Here is an 18,112-nt window from a genome sequence, read left to right on the forward strand (position 1 = left end):
AGCCGCCCGCGGACGCCGCCCGCGGACCTCGTCCATGGGCATCGGTCCGGTCACGGGCAGCCGCCCGGCCCGGCGGGGGAGGCGGGCCGGGCCGGGCGGGGGCGCCCGGTGGTCCCGGTCCGTGGTTGCTCAGGCGTGCGGCGGGCCGTTGCGGATCAGGTCGTCGGCGGGGTCGTTGACCGGCTGCGGGGTGCCGGTGAGGTCCATGACGAACAGCGGCAGCCGCAGTTCGTCGGCGCGGCTGCGGGCGTTGCGCACATAACCGGCCAGGGAGAAGAACACCGCGGTGGCCGAGTCCCGCAGTCCGGTCAGGAACAGGCACTCGACCTCCCGCAGGGTGGTGGGGTGCGTGGTGGGGTCGACCTGGGCCACCAGTCCGTCCCCGCGCAGGTCCACCCCGGTCAGCGACCGGCTCCGCGGGTGGCGCAGCCCGGTGAAGCCCAGCCAGCGCAGGTACTGGCCGGCGGCGTTCACCGCGTCGCGGGAGGTCCGTATCGTCACCGGGCGGAAGGCCGGGCGCCGCAGCGCGTCCGCGCCGCCGGGCTCGGTGCCGTCGGCGCCGGGGTCCGCCGGGTCCGGCTCGGGGGTGGGGGTGACCGGCACCCGGATCACGGTGCCGCACGGGCACCCCAGCTCCGGCTGCGGCCAGTCCTCCCGGCGGTCGCACATCGGGCAGCCCACCCGGACCCAGGAGTCCTCCCAGGTGCGGTGGGTGAGGACCCGGGGCGTGCCGTCGGCGGGGACGGGGAGGGTGACCGGCGCGCCGCAGGCGCACGGGAAGGTGGGCGGGGTGAAGGACTGCTCGTGGTGGCACACCGGGCAACGCACCGGCACACTCCGGGTCATCGCGCCTCCAGAGTGGGTTTCGGGGACGGCGGGCAGCGGACGCGGGGCGGCCCCGCGTCCATCCGCGTGGCCGCCCGTCACCATGCTCCACCACGCACGCCGCCACGGAGCGGGAAATGGTCCCATCTTCGTGGCGGAAGGTCCCCGGTGTCACCATTGGGTTGACGCGGGCCCGGGTGGCCGGTGTGGTGCCCCGGTGCCGGCGTGGCGCGGGCGCCGGCGGGCGGTGCGGCGCGGGCCCCGGTGTCACTCGGCCCGGGTGACCGGCGCGGCGCGGGCGCGGCCGGGCGGTGCGGCGGCGCAGCGGGAGCCGGGAGACGCCGCGGGAGCCGGGAGGCGCCGCGGGGTGGTGGCCGTCCGACGGCGCGAGCTGCGGCGCGAGGTCATTCGCGCCGCCGGACGGAGCCCGGTGGCCGGAAGGGGCGTCTTCCGGCAGGCGGTCGCCGGCCGGACCGTCGGCCGGCGACCGCGGTCCTCAGTCCTCGCGCAGGTCGCGCACCGCGGCCTCGACGCGCTTGCCGTAGTCGGGGTCGGCGGCGTGGAAGTGGGCGAGGTTCTTCTCGATGACGTCGTCCCGGGTGACCTGGGAGAGGCTGCCGGCGATGTTGGCCACCAGCCGCTCCTTCTCCTCCTCGGACATCAGCCGGTACAGCTCGCCGGCCTGGAAGAAGTCGTCGTCCTTGGTGTGGGCGGGGGCGGCGTGGGTGCCGGTCCAGCCGGCGACCGCCAGCGGCGCGGACAGCGGCTCGCCGGTCTGCACCGGGCCGTCGTAGGAGTTGGGCTCGTAGTTCTTGGCGTGCCGGCCCTGGCTGTTGACGGCCATCAGCCCGTCCCGGCCGTAGTTGTGCGCGGCGGTCGCCTTCGGGGCGTTGACCGGCAGCTGGGTGTGGTTGACGCCGAGCCGGTAGCGGTGCGCGTCGGCGTAGGCGAACAGCCGGCCCTGGAGCATCTTGTCGGGCGACGGGCCGATGCCGGGCACGAAGTTGTTCGGCGAGAACGCGGCCTGCTCCACCTCGGCGAAGACGTTGTCCGGGTTGCGGTCGAGCACCAGCCGGCCCACCCGGCGCAGCGGGTAGTCGGCGTGCGGCCACACCTTGGTGAGGTCGAAGGGGTTGAAGCGGTATCCCGGCGCCTCGGCGGCGGGCATCACCTGGACGTAGAGGGTCCAGGAGGGGTGCACCCCGCGCTCGATGGCCTGCACCAGGTCGCGCTGGTGGCTGTTGGCGTCGCGGCCGACCGTCTCGGCGGCCTGCTCGGCGGACAGGCAGCGGATGCCCTGGTTGGTCTTGAAGTGGTACTTGACGAAGAACGCCTCGCCGTCGGCGTTGGTCCACTGGTAGGTGTGCGACCCGTAGCCGTTCATGTGGCGGTACGAGGCGGGGATGCCGCGGTCGCCGAAGAGCCAGGTGACCTGGTGGGTGGCCTCGGGGGCGTGCGCCCAGAAGTCCCACACGTTGTCCGGCTCCTGCACGCCGGTGAACGGGTCGCGCTTCTGGGAGTGGATGAAGTCGGGGAACTTCAGCGGGTCCTTGATGAAGAAGACCGGGGTGTTGTTGCCGACGAGGTCGTAGTTGCCCTCCTCGGTGTAGAACTTGACCGCGAACCCGCGCGGGTCGCGGACCGCGTCCGCGCCGCCGAGGTTGTCCGCCACGGTGGAGAAGCGCACGAAGACCTCGGTGCGCTTGCCCACGGCGGCGAGGAAGGCGGCCCGGGTCAGGTCCGAGACGTCGTCGGTGACCTCGAAGTGGCCGTACGCGCCGGAGCCGCGGGCGTGCACCACGCGCTCCGGGATGCGCTCGCGGTTGAACCGGGCGAGCTTCTCCAGGAGGTGCTGGTCCTGGAGGAGGAGGGGGCCGCCGGGGCCGGCGGTGGCGGAGTTCTGATTGTCGGCGACGGGGGCGCCCGACTCAGTTGTCAGCGTGTGCTTTGGCATGGCGGACCTTCCGTGACTACTGCCCAGCGGTAGCGCGTTTCCGTATCGCGGACACTAGGGATCGCTTCAACAAAATGTCAATGGTGAGGAAGGGTGCCGCCCGGCGGCGCTTGGGCGCGACAGGACAGGTCGGCGCCGCCGGGCGGAACTCGGGGGGAGGGGCGTCTCAGGCCCCGGGGAGCGGCTCGAACTCCCGCACCGCGTCGATCGACGGGCCGTGCGGGGTGTTCGCCTCCCGCTCGATCATGATCTCCACCAGCACCGGACGCCGCGTGGTCTGCGCCTCCTTGCGGGCCCACTCCAGCGAGCTGCGGATGTCCTTCGGGTCGTGGACCCGGGTGCCGGAGCAGCCGTACGCCTCCATGATCTTGACGTTGTCCGAGCCGTACTCGTCGTAGTGGATGTCCACCTGGTAGTTCATGTCGAACGGGATGGACGCCTGCCGGATCAGGCCCAGGTACTCGTTGTTGAGCATGATGATCACGTACGGCACGTTGTACTGGGCCGCGACCGCCAGCTCCTCGACCATGTACTGGAAGCCGTAGTCGCCGACGATCCCGACGACCTCGTTGTCCTTCCCCTGGCCCTCCAGCGCCTTCTTCACGCCGATGGCCGCCGGGATCTCCCAGCCCAGCGGGCCGGCCTGGCCGCAGATCTGGTAGTGGCGCGGCTTGTACGCCTTCTGGTGCTGGCCGCCCCAGATCTGGTACAGGCCGATCGCGGTGACGAAGTAGGTGTCCTCGTCGAAGACCTCGTTGATCTCCTTGTACGCCCGCGGGGCCTTGATCGGGACGTCGTCGAAGTCCTCCCGCCGGGTCAGCGTCCGCCGCAGCTCCTGGACCCGGGCGACCCAGGCGCCGTCCGCGCGGCTGACGCCGCGGGCCCGGGCGGCGTCGATCAGCGCCCGCAGGAAAAGCTTGGCGTCCGAGACCACGCCCAGGTCCGGCTCGAAGACCTTGCCGATCTGGGTCGCCTCGATGTCCACGTGGATGAACTTCCGCCCACCCCGGTAGGTGTCCAGGGTGCCGGTGTGCCGGTCGCCGAACCGGGCGCCGACGGCGAGCACCGTGTCGGACTCCAGGAACGACTGGTTGCCGTACCGCTGGGAGGTCTGCACCCCGGTCATGCCGGAGTACAGCTCGTGGTCCTCGTCGATGGCGCCCTTGCCCATCAGGGTGACCTGGACCGGGATCCGCAGCAGCTCGACGAGTTCCCGCAGCTCTTCGGCGGCCTCGGCGATGATCACGCCGCCGCCGGCCAGGATCAGCGGCTTCTCGGCCGCCAGCAGCAGGTCCAGCGCCGCCTCGACCCGCGGCTGGTGCGGCCTGACCGTCTCCACCGTCAGCGGGGCGTCGATCTCCGGGTCGTACCAGATCTCCCGCTGGGCGATGTCCACCGGGATGTCGATCAGCACCGGGCCGGGACGCCCCGACCGGGCGATGCGGAACGCCTCGCGGAAGATCCAGGGGGCCTGCGCGGCCTCCTTGATCTGCACCGCCCACTTGGTGACCGGCTTGGCGATCTCCACGATGTCCACCGCCTGGAACGCCTCCTGGTGCAGCTTGGTGGAGGCGGCCTGGCCGGTGATGCAGATGATCGGGACGGAGTCCGCGATGGTGGTGTAGAGGCCGGTGATCATGTTGGTGCCGGCCGGGCCGGAGGTGCCGATGGCCACGCCCACCTTGCCGGTGGTACGGGCCCAGCCGTCCGCCATGTGGGTGGCGCCCTCCTCGTGCCGGACCGTCAGGTGCTCGATCCCGCCGACCTGCTCCATCGCCTTGTACAGCGGGAGGATCGCGGCGCCGGGGCAGCCGTACGCGATGTCGACACCCTCGGACCTCAGGACGTGGACGACCGCCTCCATGGCGGGCATCTTCCGCAGTGCCATCGCTCAGCCCTCGATCTTCCGGCCCGAGAGCCGCTCGACGCCGCGCAGCAGCGCGGAGTGGTCCAGGCCGCCGTCACCCTGGGCGCGCAGCGAGGCGACCAGGTTGGCGACCACGGCACCGACCGGGAGGGCGGCGCCGACGTTGCGGGCGGCGTCGGTGACGATGCCCATGTCCTTGTGGTGCAGGTCGATCCGGAAGCCGGGCTTGAAGTCCCGGTTGAGGAAGTTGTCCTTCTTCCGGGCCAGCACGGTCGAGCCGGCCAGGCCGCCGCCCAGGACGTCCAGCGCGGCGGCCAGGTCCACACCCGACTTCTCCAGGAAGACCACGGCCTCCGCGCACGCCTGGATGTTGACCGCCACGATCAGCTGGTTGGCGGCCTTCACGGTCTGGCCCGAGCCGTGCGGACCGCACAGCACGATGGTCTTGCCCAGCGCCTCCAGGATCGGCCTGGCCTCGTCGAAGTCGGCCTGCTCACCGCCGACCATGATCGACAGCACCGCCTCGATGGCGCCGGCCTCACCGCCGGAGACCGGGGCGTCCAGCACCCGGATCCCCTTCTCGGCGGCGTTCTTCGCCAGGTCCACCGAGGTCTGCGGGGTGATGGAGGACATGTCGATCAGCAGGGCGTCGCGCCGGGCGTTCTCCAGGATGCCGTCCTCGCCGTAGGCGATCGCCTCCACCTGCGGGGAGGCCGGGACCATGGTGATGATGACGTCGGCGTCCCCGACGGCCTCGGCTATGGAGGAGGCGGCGGTGCCGCCGGCCTTCGCCAGCCGGTCCAGCTTCTCCTGCTCCAGGGTGTAGCCGGTGACGGAGTAACCCGCCTTGATCAGGTTCTCGGACATGGGCGAGCCCATGATGCCGAGACCGATCCACGAGATCTTGGGGAGGTTGCTCATGAGAAGTGCCTCTCTGAGGTCGTACGAAGGTTCAGCGGGCGGGCGGTGCCGGGAGACGCTGCGCGCGGCGCGGGCGGTCAGGCCGGCAGCCAGCCGAAGGCCTCGGCGCTCGGGCGGTCGCCGGGCTTGTACTCCAGGCCCACCCAGCCGTCGTAACCGGCCTTGGCGAGCTGATCGAGCAGCCGCTCCAGGGGGAGCGAGCCGGTGCCGGGGGCGCCGCGGCCGGGGTTGTCCGCGATCTGCACATGACCGGTTCTGGCGGCGTAGGCGTCGATGACCTCGGGCAGGTTCTCGCCGTTCATCGACAGGTGGTACAGGTCCATCAGGAACCGGGTGTTGTCCAGGCCGGTGGCGGCGTTGACCTTGTCCACCACCTCGATCGCGGCCGGCGCGCTCGCCAGCGGGTACTGCGGGGACTCCGGGGCGTTGAGCGCCTCGATCAGCAGCACCGCGCCCACCCGGTCGGCGGCGCGGGCGGCCAGCACCAGGTTCTCCAGCGCCAGGCTGTCCTGGATCTGCGGGTCCACGCCCTCGACCCGGTTGCCGTACAGCGCGTTCAGCGCCGTGCAGCCCACCGACTTCGCGAAGCCGGCGGCGACGTCGATGTTGGCGCGGAAGCGGTCCGACTCCGCGCCGGGCAGCGACAGCGCGCCCCGGTCCGGGCCGGGCAGCCGGCCGGCGTAGAAGTTCAGGCCCACCAGCCGCGTACCGGCCCGCTCCAACGCGTCCCGCAGGGCGTCGAGTTCGGCCTGCTCGGGGGTGGGCGAGTCGATCCAGGGCCACCACAGCTCGACCGCGTCGAAGCCGGCCGCCGCCGCGGCGGCCGGGCGCTCCAGCAGCGGAAGCTCCGTGAAGAGGATCGAGAGGTTCACATCGAAGCGCTGGTCCGGGAAACCCACTGGCGCGCTCCTTCCGTATTGCGGAAGTAAGTTTCTGTGTGATGGAAGAGTGCAGGGGGCTGCGGCGAGCTGTCAAGTGGGTCCGGCCGATTCCGCCGTGCCGCGCGCTAGGTTGGCCGCGTGAGACTGAGGGTTGAATTCACGACCGAGCCGTTCGATCTGGACGAGGCGCCCCCGCACGCGGTGGTCGCCCGCGAGGTGGTCCACTCCGCCGACCTGGACGCGGTGGACGTCGGGCCCTTCGGCAACACCGCCGAGGGCCGGGCCGAGGTGGTGCTGGCCGCCGTGTCCGACCTGCTGCGGCGCTCCCTGGACGCCGGTGCCACCCGGGTGTCGCTCCAGGTCAACGTCGTCGGGGAGGGCCAGGGGTGACCGAGCCGGCCGACCACCCGTTCGTCGCGGCGGTCAAGCCGCTGGTGGATGCCATGGGCGGGGAGATGATCGCCCCCGGCAGCGCCGAGGGGGACGACGTGGTGCTGTCCTGGGAGGGGCGGGAGGTGGTCGCCGTCCGGCTTCCGCACCTGTCCGACTCCCTGGACCACCTCCTCGCCGAGCTGGAGCGGCGCCACGGCATGCCGCTCGCCGAGCTGGACCGCAAGACCAAGCAGTCGGTGGTGCGCATCCTGGAGCAGCGCGGCGCGTTCTCGGTGCGCCACGGCGTGGAGACGGTGGCCGGCGCGCTGGGCGTCAGCCGGTTCACCGTCTACAACTACCTCAACCGGGAAGGTGCCCGGGAGGGTACCCGCCGGGGCCCCGCCGCCGGCCGGGAGTGACCGCGGCGGGCCGCGCCGGGGCCTGACGGTCCGTCGCGGCGGCCGGTCCCGGACGGCCCCGCCGTGACCTCCCCGCGGCCCCGCGGCCGGGTCCCGGCGCGCCGCCGCCGGGCTGCTCGCCGGCCACCGGCCGCCGCGCCGCGGGCCGGTGGGCCCGCGGTCGCCCGCCGTTCATGCTCGCGGCGGAAGTTTTCAACAAACTGTTGACGTTCCGCGCCGGGGGCTCCTACCTTCCCGGTGTGACTTCCAGCGCATCGCCGGGTCTGGCCCGGCTCAACACGGCTGACGAGCAGGAAGTGGCCGGTTGGCTGCACGAGGTGTGCGCCAGCCGGTCGTGGGCCGCGGCGGTGGCCGGGGGCCGCCCCTACGCGGACCCCGAGGCACTGTTCGCGGCGAGCGACGCCGCCATGGCGGCGCTCACCCCCGAGGATCTCACCGAGGCGATGGCGGGCCACCCGCCGATCGGCCGGCCGAAGCCGGGCGACCCCACCTCGGCCCGGGAGCAGAGCGGGGTGCAGGACGCGGTGCGCGAGGAGCTGCTCGAACTCAACCTCGCCTACCAGGAACGGCACGGGCACGTCTTCCTCATCTGCGCCACCGGACGCACCGGTGACCAGATGCTCGCCGTGCTCAAGGAGCGCATCGGCAACGACACGGACACCGAACGCGAGATCGTCCGGACCGAACTGGGCAAGATCAACCGCATCCGGCTGACCCGGCTCGTAGAAGGAGATCTGTGATGACCGACCCGTCCGCGTCCTCCGCCGCACCGCACACCTCGGTGTCCACGCACATCCTCGACACCAGCGTCGGCCGGCCGGCCGAAGGCGTGGCCGTGTCGTTGTCGGTCCGGGCCGGCGGGTCGAGCCCCTGGCGGGACCACGGCGCCGGCCACACCGACGCCGACGGCCGCTGCAAGACCCTGCCGGCGCTGCCGGAAGGGACCACCCACGTACGGCTGGACTTCGTGACCGGGCCGTACTTCACCCAGCAAGCCGAGGCGCAGCAGGACGCCCCCCGCGTAAGGGACAGCGGTGCGTTCTTCCCGGAGGTGGCGATTGTCTTCGCCGTCGCGCCGGGCGAGCACTACCACGTACCGCTGCTGCTCAACCCGTTCGGCTACTCCGTTTACCGAGGGAGCTAGCAGGCACCATGACCGCCCATTCCCACCACCCCCGCCCTGCGATTCTCGGCCAGAACCAGTACGGCAAGGCGGAGAACCGCGTCGTCCGGATCGTGCGGGACGGCGACACCCACCACATCAAGGACCTCAACGTCTCGGTGGCGCTCTCCGGTGACATGGAGGAGGTGCACCTGTCCGGCTCGAACGCCAACGTCCTGCCGACCGACACCACCAAGAACACGGTGTTCGCGTTCGCCAAGGAGCACGGCATCGAGTCCGCCGAGCAGTTCGGCATCCACCTCGCCCGCCACTTCGTGACCAGCCAGGAGGCGATCCACCGGGCGCGCATCCGCATCGAGGAGTACAGCTGGGAGCGGATCGAGACCTCCGAGTCCAACTCCCGCTTCATCGGGGCGGACGAGGTCAAGCACTCCTTCGTCCGCAAGGGCCAGGAGACCCGCACCGCGCAGATCACCTACGACGGCTCCCGCTGGGAGGTGATCTCGGGTCTGAAGGACCTGACGGTGATGAACTCCACCAACTCGGAGTTCTGGGGCTACGTCAAGGACAAGTACACCACCCTGCAGGAGGCGTACGACCGCATCCTCGCCACCGAGGTCTCCTCGCAGTGGCGGTACGGCTGGTCCTCGGACGAGGACCGCATGCCCAACTGGGACCGGTCCTACGCGCAGGCGAAGAAGCACATGCTCGCGGCCTTCGCGGAGACCTACTCCCTCTCCCTCCAGCAGACGCTCTACCAGATGGGCGTACGCGTCATCAACAGCCGCAGTGAGATCGACGAGATCCGCTTCTCGCTGCCGAACAAGCACCACTTCCTGGTGGACCTCGAACCGTTCGGGCTGAAGAACGACCACGAGGTGTACTACGCGGCCGACCGTCCCTACGGCCTCATCGAGGCCACCATCCTGCGGGACGGAGCCGAGCAGCGGATCCCGGTCGACATGACCAACCTGTAGGGTCCGCGCCCACCCCCGACGCACGCGCCGGCGTCTGTTCCCAGGGGGAAGAGCGGGGGCATCTGCGCACACCGAGCACCACCGCGGTCCCGGTCGTCACCCCGCTCGACCCCCCGGGCCCGCGTCTCCACAGGGAAGAACGAGGAACCCCATGGCAGCTTCGCGCATCGTCATCGAGAACTGCGCCATCGCCACCGTGGACGCCGACGACACCGAGTACGCCTCGGGTCACGTCGTGGTGGCCGGCAACCGGATCGAAGCGGTGGGCGCCGGCGCGGCGCCGCGGGACCTGGACGGCGTCGTCCGCCGGATCGACGGCACCGGCCACCTGGCCACCCCCGGCCTGGTCAACACCCACCACCACTTCTACCAGTGGATAACCCGGGGGCTGGCCCAGGACCACAGCCTCTTCGACTGGCTGGTCGCGCTCTACCCGACGTGGGCCAGGATCGACGAGGAGATGGTGCACGCGGCGGCCCAGGGGTCGCTGGCGATGATGGCACGCGGCGGGGTCACCACCGCCATGGACCACCACTACGTCCACCCGCGGGGGGCGGGCGACCTGTCCGGCACCATCGTGGCGGCGGCCGCCGCCATGGGGATCCGCTTCACCCTGGCCCGCGGCTCGATGGACCGCGGCACCTCCGCCGGCGGCCTGCCGCCGGACTTCGCCGTGGAAACCCTGGACGGCGCGCTCGCCGCCACCGAGGAGACCATCGACCGGCACCACGACGCGTCCCCGGACGCGATGACGCGGATCGCGGTCGCGCCCTGCTCCCCGTTCTCCGTCTCCACCGAACTCCTGCGCCAGGCAGCCGGACTCGCCCGCCGCAAGGGCGTACGGCTGCACACCCACGGCTCGGAGACGGTGGAGGAGGAGAAGTTCTGCCGCGAACTGTTCGGCATGGGCCCCACCGAGTACTTCGAGTCCACCGGCTGGCTCGGTGAGGACGTGTGGATGGCGCACTGCGTCCACATGAACGACTCCGACATCGCGGCCTTCGCCCGGACCGGCACCGGCGTCGCCCACTGCCCCTCCTCCAACGCGCGGCTCGCCGCCGGCATCGCCCGGGTCCCGGACATGCTGGCCGCCGGCGTCCCGGTGGGGCTGGGGGTGGACGGCACCGCGTCCAACGAGTCCGGCGAACTCCACACCGAACTCCGCAACGCCCTGCTCATCAACCGCCTCGGCGGTCACCGGGAGAAGGCCCTGAACGCCCGGCAGGCGCTGCGGCTGGGCACCCACGGCGGCGCCCGGGTCCTGGGACGGGCCGACCACATCGGCTCCCTGGAGCCCGGGAAACTCGCCGACCTGGTGCTCTGGAGGATCGACGGCATCGGCCACGCGTCGATCGCCGACCCGGTCGCGGCCCTGGTCCTCGGGCCCCCCGCACCGGTGACCCTCTCCCTCGTCGACGGCCGCCCGGTCGTCGAGGACGGCCGGCTCACCACGGCCGACGAGGACGCCATCGCCCGCACCACACGGGACCAGGCACGACGACTGGCCCGGATCGCCGCCGCGGGCTGAGCCCGCCGCCACGGCACACGGTCCACAACAGCACACCAGATCTCGGTCGGGAGGGACGGCTCCCGGCCGGGCTCGTGGACCCCTTCGTCCACGAGCGCCGTGTCCGGGGGCGGGGGTCCGTACCTCACGTCCCCGGACACGGACGCACCTCGCGGAGGGAGCCCCACCGGGCTCCCTTCTTCCGTACGCGCACCCGTACGCGTATCCGCACCCGCACCCGTAGGCACCTTGTCGCACCGCGTCACCAGCACACCCCCCACAGCACCTCCCTGAAACCCGCGCCCGCAGCGGCGCGTCAACCGACAGGAGGATCGGCGTGCATCCGGTCGATCAGACTCTCCCTCCCCTCAAGATGTTCACCAGCGGGCTGCAGCACGTGGCCGCCATGTACGCGGGCGTCGTCGCACCGCCCATGATCATCGGCCCGGCGGTCGGCCTCTCGGCCACCGAGACCGCCTTCCTCATGGGGGCCAGCCTCTTCACCGCCGGCATCGCCACCCTGCTCCAGACGATCGGGTTCTGGCGGATCGGCGCCCGGCTGCCCTTCGTCAACGGCGTCTCCTTCGCGGGCGTCACGCCGATGATCGCCATCGGCAACGGCGCCGGCCCCGACGACGCGTTGCCGGTGATCTTCGGCGCCACCATCGTCGCCGGCGTCCTCGGGTTCGTGCTCGCCCCCTACTTCTCCAAACTGGTGCGGTTCTTCCCGCCCCTGGTCACCGGCACCGTGATCACCCTGATCGGGATCTCGCTGCTGCCGGTCGCCTTCAACTGGGCCCGCGGCGGCAACGCCGCGGCCGACGACTACGGCGACGGCACGTACCTGGCACTGGCCGCCATCACCCTGGTGCTCGTCCTGGTCCTCCGGCGGGTGCTGCGCGGCTTCCTCCAGCAGATCTCCATCCTGCTCGGCCTGATCGGCGGCACCCTCGTCGCCATCCCGTTCGGCGTCACCAACACCGACGCCATCCGGGACGCGGACATCGTCGGCTTCCCCACGCCCTTCCACTTCGGCGCCCCGCAGTTCGACGCCGCCGCGATCATCTCGATGTGTGTGGTGATGCTGGTCTGTATGACCGAGTCCACCGCGGACATGCTGGCCCTGGGCCGGATCGTGGACCGGCCGGCCGACGAGCGGACCCTGGAGGGCGGGCTGCGCGCCGACACCCTGGGCACCGCGGTCAGCCCGCTGTTCAACGGCTTCGCGTGCAGCGCCTTCGCGCAGAACATCGGCCTGGTGGCGATGACCAGGGTGCGCAGCCGGTTCGTGGTGGCGACCGGCGGCGTGATCCTGGTCGTGCTGGGCCTGTGCCCGATGGCCGCCTCGCTGATCTCGCTGGTCCCGCTGCCGGTGCTCGGCGGCGCCGGCATCGTGCTGTTCGGCTCGGTGGCCGTCAGCGGGGTGCAGACGCTCGGCGAGGCCGCGCTGGAGAAGGGCGAGAACGCCCTGATCGTGGCGGTGGCGCTGGGCGTCGGACTGATACCGATCGCCGCCCCGGACTTCTACCACGCCTTCCCCGAGGACCTGCTGGTGGTGCTGGACTCCGGCATCAGCACCGGGTGCCTGGTGGCGGTGGCGCTCAACCTCGCCTTCAACCACCTCGGAGCACGCGCGGCGGACGAGCGGACGGCGGAGGTCGTCCCGCACCCGGTCCCCGCTCCGCACTGACCCCGGCGGCCCCGTCCGCCCGACCGACCGGAAGCACACCGGCCCCCGCGCCGGCGCCGGCGGGCTCCGTCCGGCCCTGCCGTCCCCGCCCGGGACCACCCCGGACCACGCGGCTCCGCGCCGGAGCCGCCCGCCCCACACCGCATGACACACCCCACCACGCAGCACAGCCGCCAGGCCCCCGCGGGGCCCGGCGGCTGTGCTGTGCGGTGGGCCGGGTGGCCCAGGGGGCCAGTGGCCTCGGGGTCGGGCTGGGAGATCAGGGGTGGCCGGGTGGCCGGGCCCGGCCGGGGTGCTCCGGCGAGAAGGGACCGGACGGCCGGCGCGTCCGGGAGACGGACCGGTCCGCGGCCGGGCGCGGTGCGGTACGGCCGGGAGCGCGGGCACGGGTGCGGTACGGGTCCGGGTGCGGACGCCGTACGGGCGCGCGGAGGGCCGGGGAGGCAGCGGAGCGGCGCGGGTACGACCGGGCGGGCGGGGGAGCGGCGCGGGCCCCCCGGGCGCCGGGGGCCGCCACCGGTGTATCGGTGGAGGTCACCCGCGGTGCCGGGGGCCCGCGCCCGTCGGGGGCCGCCCGCGGTGGGCCGGCCCGGACGGTGTCAGTCCAGCAGCTCGTACGCCGGGAGGGTGAGGAAGTCAGCGTAGTCCTCGTCCAGGGCGACCTGCAGCAGCAGGTCGTGCGCCTGCTGCCAGCGCCCGGCGGCGAACGCCTCGGCACCCGTCTCCTCGCGCACGGCGGCCAGTTCCTCGGCGGCCACCCGGCGCACCAGCTCGGCGGTGACCGGCACCGTCCGGCCCTCGTGCGTGACCTCGACACCGGCGTTGATCCACTGCCAGATCTGGGAACGGGAGATCTCCGCGGTGGCGGCGTCCTCCATGAGGTTGAAGATGGCCACCGCGCCCAGGCCGCGCAGCCACGCCTCGATGTACCGGATGCCGACCTGGACCGCGTTGCGCAGGCCCTCGAAGGTGGGCTCGGCGTGCAGCGAGGCGATGTCGGTCAGCTCCGCCGCGGTGACGTGGACGTCCTCGCGCAGCCGGTCCTTCTGGTTCGGCCGGTCCCCCAGGACGGCGTCGAAGGCGGCCCGCGCGATCGGCACCAGGTCCGGGTGGGCCACCCAGGAGCCGTCGAAACCGTCGCCGGCCTCCCGTTCCTTGTCGGCACGGACCTTGGCGAAGGCGGCCCGGTTGACCTCCGCGTCCCGGCGCGAGGGGATGAACGCGGCCATGCCGCCGATGGCGTGGGCGCCGCGCTTGTGGCAGGTGCGCACCAGGAGTTCGGTGTAGGCGCGCATGAAGGGGGCGGTCATGGTCACCGCGTTGCGGTCCGGCAGCACGAACTTCCGGCCGCAGTCACGGAAGTTCTTCACGATGGAGAACAGGTAGTCCCACCGTCCGGCGTTGAGCCCGGAGGCGTGGTCCCGCAGCTCGTAGAGGATCTCCTCCATCTCGTAGGCCGCGGTGATGGTCTCGATCAGCACGGTGGCACGGACCGTGCCCTGCGGGATGCCCAGCCGGTCCTGGGCGAAGACGAAGATGTCGTTCCACAGCCGGGCTTCCAGGTGGGACTCGGTCTTGGGCAGGTAGAAGTACGGTCCCTTGCCCATCTCGACCAGGCGGCGGGCGTTGTGGAAGAAGTAGAGTCCGAAGTCCACCAGCGCGCCGGGCACCGGGCGCCCGTCGGCCCGCAGGTGCCGCTCGTCCAGGTGCCAGCCGCGCGGACGCATCACCACGGTGGCCAGTTCCCCGGCCGGGCGCAGCGCGTAGGTCTTCCCCTGGGGGCTGGTGAAGTCGATCCGGCGCTCGTAGGCGTCGATCAGGTTGAGCTGGCCGAGCACGACGTTGCGCCAGGTGGGGGCGGAGGCGTCCTCGAAGTCCGCGAGCCAGACCCGGGCCCCGGAGTTGAGCGCGTTGATGGTCATCTTGCGGTCGGTGGGCCCGGTGATCTCCACCCGGCGGTCCTCCAGCGCGGCGGGGGCCGGGGCCACCCGCCAGCTGTCGTCCTCGCGGATGTGCGCGGTCTCCGGCAGGAAGTCGAGGGTGCTGGTCCGGGCGATCTCCGCGCGGCGCTCGGCGCGACGGGCCAGCAGCTCGTCGCGGCGCGGGGTGAAGCGCCGGTGCAGCTCGGCCAGGAAGGCCAGGGCCTCCTCGGTCAGCACCTCTTCCTGACGATCCAGCGGCTCGGCGTCGACGATGGCCAGTGGGGACGGAGTCGGTGCGGACATGGCTGTCACTCCTTCTGGGACGGCACGGGGTGCCGCGGCTCGGCGGGCACGGTCGACGGCGCCGTCCGATGTTCGATGGTGCTCAGGGCGCTGCTGACCAGTGGAGAATAATTTCCGCATGGTAGAAGTTCAATGGTTTGTTGATGTCGAGATACATTCGGTCCGCCGGACGCGGTGAGCGGCGGCGCACAGTGCCGCGGAGCCCCGGGGGGATCGCGGCCGGCGCCCGCACCGGGACCGGCCGGCCGCCGCCCCGGCCGGTCCCTCACTCCAGCAGTCGCAGGTCGGGCGGGGTGTCGACGTCGTCCGGCGCCGCCACGTCCGAGCACTCCACCGGCGTCAGCCGCTCGCGGTGGGCGCGGAGGAAGTCCCGGGCGCCGCGGTCCCCGGTCGCGCTCGCCATCACCTCGGGCCACAGCGCCCGCCCGATGAGCACCGGGTGGCCCCGCTCGCCGTGGTACGCGGCGGCGGCCAGCGCGGTCCCGTCCCGGTGGGCGGCGACCAGCCTGGCCACCGCCTCCGCCCCGACCCGCGGCTGGTCCACCAGCATCACCAGCGCCGCCGCCGCGTCCGCCGCCCCCGTCGCGGCCAGCGCGGTCAGTCCGGCGCGCAGCGAGGAGCCCATTCCGGTGTCCCACTCCGGGTTCTCCGTCACCCGGCATCCGGACAGATCGGCCCGGTGCCGTACCTCTTCGGCCGCCGCGCCCAGCACCACCTGCACCGGGTCGCACCCGCCGGCGCGCAGCGCGGCCACCGCCCGTTCCACCAGGGGCCGTCCCCGGTGGGTGAGCAACGCCTTCGGCCGCCCGCCCAGCCGCCGGCCACCGCCGGCCGCCAGCAGCAGGCCGGCCACCGGACCGGAAAGTGACGCCAAACTGTCAGATGTGTGCGGACTCATGCCGATTGCATACCGCATCCGGTGTCCTGAAGCCGCTGCCCCAACCGCAGGTAAAAGATGAACCGTCAATTTCGCCCTCTGTGTGGCGGAGGGCGCGGAGAGTGGCGTTAACTGATCGGCAGCCTCTCGCCGCACTGGGAGCGTCGGCGGTGTGAGGTCCTGCGGAACGGGCGAGAACTCGTGCGAGGGTGCGCGAGGGGGAGAGGCGAGCGTTGTCCGACGATCGTGCGGAGACCGGGCGGTCGCCCGGGGCCCCGGCCAGGGAGGGCGCCGCGGTCGCGGCACGGGTGCGCGTGATCGGCGCCGACGAGGATCCCAGAACCATCGAACTGCGCCGGGCCGTCGCCCGGCTGTACCGGGAACTCGCCGCCCACCCCGCGGACCTGCCGGATCGCGCGGTGGCCGAGGAGGAACTCACCGCGCTGGGCGTGATGGCCGCGGCGGGCGCGCCGGAGCCCGCCGCGCTCCGCCATTCCCTGCTGCTGCTCGTCGGCGCGATCGGCTCGGTGAGCGCGCTGGCCCTCGCGCTGGACCTGCTGCGCCGGGCCATCGACCTGTTCGGCGACCCGCCGCCGCGCGGCCGGGGCTGACCCGGGACCGTACCGGGCGCGCGACGGCGCACGGCGGGGCGTCTCCGGCGGCCGGGTCCTCCGCGGCCGGGTCCCGGTCGGGTTCTCCGTGGTCGGGCCCCGCGGCCGGGCGCCCCGCCGGGTCCTGCGCGGTGGGACCCTCCACGGCCGCCCGGGGACGGGCGCGGTCACGTCTGTCGGCGGCGGCCGGCCCTGTTGCCCGGCCCCGGTGGGGCGAGGGGCGTACGCCCGGGGGGTCACGGCCCCGACGGGGCGTGCGTCGCCGCGGGCGGCCCGCCGGCGGGGGGACGCGGCTACGACCGGGACGCGGCCCGCACCAGTCGGAGCTGCCCGATCTCCGCCGCGTTCTTCATGAGTTCGGCGTTCACCCAGCCGATCATGTCGGCGACGGTGTACCGGGGGTCGCGCGGCCAGGGGAACGGCGCGGTGGCGTCCAGGCCGGCGTCGGTGAGCCGGTCCACCGCCGCCGACCACTGCGCGCGCAGGGCGCGCAGCCGGTCCACGGCCCGGTCCGGGCCGGACCAGTCGATCTCCTCGCGCTCGCGCGGTGTCCGGCCCCGCGCGTGATCGAGCGCCACGCTCCACCACCAGTCGATGTGCCAGCTCAGCCAGGCGATGGTGGGCACCGGCACCGGGTCCGGCTCGGTCTCCGCGAAGTCCGGCACCCACCGTCCGCCGGCGTCCGGCCGCACCGTCCAGCACAGCGGCGCGGGCTCCCACAGGAAGTCCTCCGGCTCCAGCCGCTCCAGGTGGTGGTCGAGCAGTGCCCAGGTCAGGTCGAACTGGCGGCGCAGCAGGTCGTGGCGGGATGAGGTCACCCGGCGACCCTGGCACATGCCCGTCCGGCCGGGAAGCGGTTTTCCGGTGGGGCCGCGCGCGGCCCAGGGGTGTTCCGGTCCCCGGCCCCGGGCCCGCCGGTCAGCCGGAGTTGGTGTCCGCCAGGGCGACCGATAGCTGGGCCGCCACCTCCTTGAGGACCGGGACGATCTCCTCGGTGGCCTCCTCGGTCACCCGGCCCGCCGGGCCGGAGATGGAGATCGCCGCCGAGGTGGGCGAGTCGGGGACCGGCACCGCCAGGCAGCGCACGCCCATCTCCTGCTCGTTGTCGTCCACCGCGTACCCGGCCTCGCGCACCTGCTCCAGCGCGGCGAGGAACTCGTCCGGCGAGGTGATGGTCCGGGGGGTGGCGGCCGGCATGCCGGTCCGGCCCAGCAGCGCCCGGACCTCCTCGGCCGGGGTGTACGCCAGCAGGGCCTTGCCCACGCCGGTGGAGTGCGGCAGCACCCGGCGTCCCACCTCGGTGAACATCCGCATCGAGTGGCGGGAGGGCACCTGCGCCACGTACACCACCTCGTCGCCGTCGAGCAGCGCCATGTTGGCCGTCTCGCCGGTCGCCTCCACCAGTCGCGCCAGGTACGGCCGCGCCCAGGTGCCCAGCAGCCGGGACGCGCCCTCGCCGAGCCGGATCAGCCGGGGCCCGAGCGCGTACCGCCGGTTCGGCTGCTGGCGGACGTAACCGCAGGCGACCAGGGTGCGCATCAGGCGGTGGATGGTGGGCAGCGGCAGCCCGCTGCTGGTGGACAGCTCGCTCAGCCCGACCTCGCCCCCGGCGTCGGCCATCCGCTCCAGGAGGTCGAAGGCGCGCTCCAGCGACTGGACGCCACCTGAGGTACTGGCGGACTTGGGCTCGGCGGACGGCGGCACGTCACGTTCCTTTCGGGACGGGGAGGGCCGAGCGGTGTGCCCCGGTGGTCCACAGCCGTTCGGCAACCGGCAGCCTACCCGCCCCCGGCGATCTACACAGCGGCTTGGACATGCTGTTATCGCCGGTCACGGGCTGTCCACCGGGCCCCGGCGGGGCCG

The 18,112-nt window shown here is 72.8% G+C and carries 17 protein-coding genes; 8 read left to right on the forward strand and 9 right to left on the reverse strand.

Translation table 11 applies throughout. The features are described 5' to 3' along the window. Positions 1–129: 129 nt before the first annotated feature. The 5 genes from IHE55_RS23875 to IHE55_RS23895 all read right to left on the reverse strand — a co-directional run bounded on the left by IHE55_RS23875 (position 130) and on the right by IHE55_RS23895 (position 6,466). Positions 130–846, reverse strand: coding sequence for a hypothetical protein (locus IHE55_RS23875; RefSeq protein WP_197990900.1), 717 nt, complete (start codon positions 844–846; stop codon positions 130–132). Positions 847–1,321: 475 nt separating this feature from the next. Further along, positions 1,322–2,779, reverse strand: a complete 1,458-nt coding sequence (locus IHE55_RS23880; protein ID WP_197990901.1) for a catalase — start codon at positions 2,777–2,779, stop codon at positions 1,322–1,324. Between the two features lie 166 nt (positions 2,780–2,945). Next, the gene (gcl, locus tag IHE55_RS23885; protein WP_197990902.1) at positions 2,946–4,667 is read right to left on the reverse strand and encodes a glyoxylate carboligase; all 1,722 of its coding nucleotides are present in this window, start codon (positions 4,665–4,667) and stop codon (positions 2,946–2,948) included. A 3-nt stretch (positions 4,668–4,670) separates the two neighbouring features. Further along, on the reverse strand, positions 4,671–5,567 hold the full coding sequence (locus IHE55_RS23890) for a 2-hydroxy-3-oxopropionate reductase (RefSeq protein WP_197990903.1): 897 nt from the start codon (positions 5,565–5,567) through the stop codon (positions 4,671–4,673). 77 nt (positions 5,568–5,644) lie between these two features. Beyond that, positions 5,645–6,466 carry a TIM barrel protein gene (locus tag IHE55_RS23895; RefSeq protein WP_197990904.1) on the reverse strand — a complete coding sequence of 274 codons (822 nt, stop codon included), beginning with the start codon at positions 6,464–6,466 and terminating at the stop codon, positions 5,645–5,647. A 120-nt stretch (positions 6,467–6,586) separates the two neighbouring features. Between IHE55_RS23895 and IHE55_RS23900 the strand changes: the two genes are divergently transcribed. From IHE55_RS23900 to IHE55_RS23930, 7 genes are all read left to right on the forward strand, one after another. Next, on the forward strand, positions 6,587–6,838 hold the full coding sequence (locus IHE55_RS23900; RefSeq protein WP_197990905.1) for a YkoF family thiamine-binding protein: 252 nt from the start codon (positions 6,587–6,589) through the stop codon (positions 6,836–6,838). Next, positions 6,835–7,239, forward strand: coding sequence for a helix-turn-helix domain-containing protein (locus IHE55_RS23905; protein ID WP_197990906.1), 405 nt, complete (start codon positions 6,835–6,837; stop codon positions 7,237–7,239). The genes IHE55_RS23900 and IHE55_RS23905 overlap by 4 nt, the downstream gene beginning before the upstream one ends. Positions 7,240–7,478: 239 nt before the next feature. Beyond that, positions 7,479–7,979 carry a 2-oxo-4-hydroxy-4-carboxy-5-ureidoimidazoline decarboxylase gene (uraD, locus tag IHE55_RS23910; protein ID WP_197990907.1) on the forward strand — a complete coding sequence of 167 codons (501 nt, stop codon included), beginning with the start codon at positions 7,479–7,481 and terminating at the stop codon, positions 7,977–7,979. Beyond that, positions 7,979–8,383, forward strand: coding sequence for a hydroxyisourate hydrolase (uraH, locus tag IHE55_RS23915; protein ID WP_197990908.1), 405 nt, complete (start codon positions 7,979–7,981; stop codon positions 8,381–8,383). Before uraD ends, uraH begins: the two co-directional genes overlap by 1 nt. An 8-nt stretch (positions 8,384–8,391) precedes the next feature. Continuing rightward, on the forward strand, positions 8,392–9,339 hold the full coding sequence (gene pucL / locus IHE55_RS23920) for a factor-independent urate hydroxylase (protein ID WP_197990909.1): 948 nt from the start codon (positions 8,392–8,394) through the stop codon (positions 9,337–9,339). A gap of 151 nt (positions 9,340–9,490) precedes the next feature. Beyond that, complete coding sequence (locus IHE55_RS23925) at positions 9,491–10,867, forward strand: 8-oxoguanine deaminase (RefSeq protein ID WP_197990910.1); 1,377 nt, start codon at positions 9,491–9,493, stop codon at positions 10,865–10,867. Positions 10,868–11,219: 352 nt separating this feature from the next. Continuing rightward, entirely contained in the window at positions 11,220–12,536 is a 1,317-nt protein-coding gene (locus IHE55_RS23930; RefSeq protein WP_197992206.1) for a nucleobase:cation symporter-2 family protein, read from the forward strand. A gap of 599 nt (positions 12,537–13,135) precedes the next feature. On the opposite strand, the gene aceB is transcribed toward IHE55_RS23930, so the two are convergent. After that, complete coding sequence (gene aceB / locus IHE55_RS23935; RefSeq protein WP_197990911.1) at positions 13,136–14,761, reverse strand: malate synthase A; 1,626 nt, start codon at positions 14,759–14,761, stop codon at positions 13,136–13,138. Positions 14,762–15,026: 265 nt separating this feature from the next. After that, positions 15,027–15,659 carry a nucleotidyltransferase family protein gene (locus IHE55_RS23940; RefSeq protein ID WP_232265677.1) on the reverse strand — a complete coding sequence of 211 codons (633 nt, stop codon included), beginning with the start codon at positions 15,657–15,659 and terminating at the stop codon, positions 15,027–15,029. A 287-nt stretch (positions 15,660–15,946) separates the two neighbouring features. On the opposite strand from IHE55_RS23940, the gene IHE55_RS23945 reads away from it, so the two are divergent. Continuing rightward, positions 15,947–16,249: a DUF5955 family protein gene (locus IHE55_RS23945; RefSeq protein WP_372442779.1), complete on the forward strand. Its 303-nt coding sequence runs from the start codon at positions 15,947–15,949 to the stop codon at positions 16,247–16,249. A 293-nt stretch (positions 16,250–16,542) separates the two neighbouring features. Here the strand turns inward: IHE55_RS23945 and IHE55_RS23950 are convergent, their stop codons facing one another. After that, the gene (locus IHE55_RS23950; protein ID WP_307826803.1) at positions 16,543–17,067 is read right to left on the reverse strand and encodes a DinB family protein; all 525 of its coding nucleotides are present in this window, start codon (positions 17,065–17,067) and stop codon (positions 16,543–16,545) included. Positions 17,068–17,167: 100 nt separating this feature from the next. After that, positions 17,168–17,953, reverse strand: a complete 786-nt coding sequence (locus tag IHE55_RS23955; protein ID WP_197990914.1) for an IclR family transcriptional regulator — start codon at positions 17,951–17,953, stop codon at positions 17,168–17,170. Positions 17,954–18,112: the final 159 nt, after the last annotated feature.

Origin of the sequence: Streptomyces pactum (genome assembly GCF_016031615.1) — a bacterium.
In the GTDB taxonomy this organism is placed as follows: domain Bacteria; phylum Actinomycetota; class Actinomycetes; order Streptomycetales; family Streptomycetaceae; genus Streptomyces; species Streptomyces pactus.

Excerpts from the sequence above, each read along its gene's own strand:
- aceB (WP_197990911.1), bottom strand. The coding sequence starts at position 14,761 with ATGTCCGCACCGACTCCGTCCCCACTGGCCATCGTCGACGCCGAGCCG.
- IHE55_RS23930 (WP_197992206.1), top strand. The coding sequence starts at position 11,220 with ATGTTCACCAGCGGGCTGCAGCACGTGGCCGCCATGTACGCGGGCGTC.
- gcl (WP_197990902.1), bottom strand. The coding sequence starts at position 4,667 with ATGGCACTGCGGAAGATGCCCGCCATGGAGGCGGTCGTCCACGTCCTG.
- IHE55_RS23880 (WP_197990901.1), bottom strand. The coding sequence starts at position 2,779 with ATGCCAAAGCACACGCTGACAACTGAGTCGGGCGCCCCCGTCGCCGAC.
- IHE55_RS23940 (WP_232265677.1), bottom strand. The coding sequence starts at position 15,659 with ATGAGTCCGCACACATCTGACAGTTTGGCGTCACTTTCCGGTCCGGTG.
- uraH (WP_197990908.1), top strand. The coding sequence starts at position 7,979 with ATGACCGACCCGTCCGCGTCCTCCGCCGCACCGCACACCTCGGTGTCC.
- IHE55_RS23875 (WP_197990900.1), bottom strand. The coding sequence starts at position 846 with ATGACCCGGAGTGTGCCGGTGCGTTGCCCGGTGTGCCACCACGAGCAG.
- pucL (WP_197990909.1), top strand. The coding sequence starts at position 8,392 with ATGACCGCCCATTCCCACCACCCCCGCCCTGCGATTCTCGGCCAGAAC.
- IHE55_RS23925 (WP_197990910.1), top strand. The coding sequence starts at position 9,491 with ATGGCAGCTTCGCGCATCGTCATCGAGAACTGCGCCATCGCCACCGTG.
- IHE55_RS23890 (WP_197990903.1), bottom strand. The coding sequence starts at position 5,567 with ATGAGCAACCTCCCCAAGATCTCGTGGATCGGTCTCGGCATCATGGGC.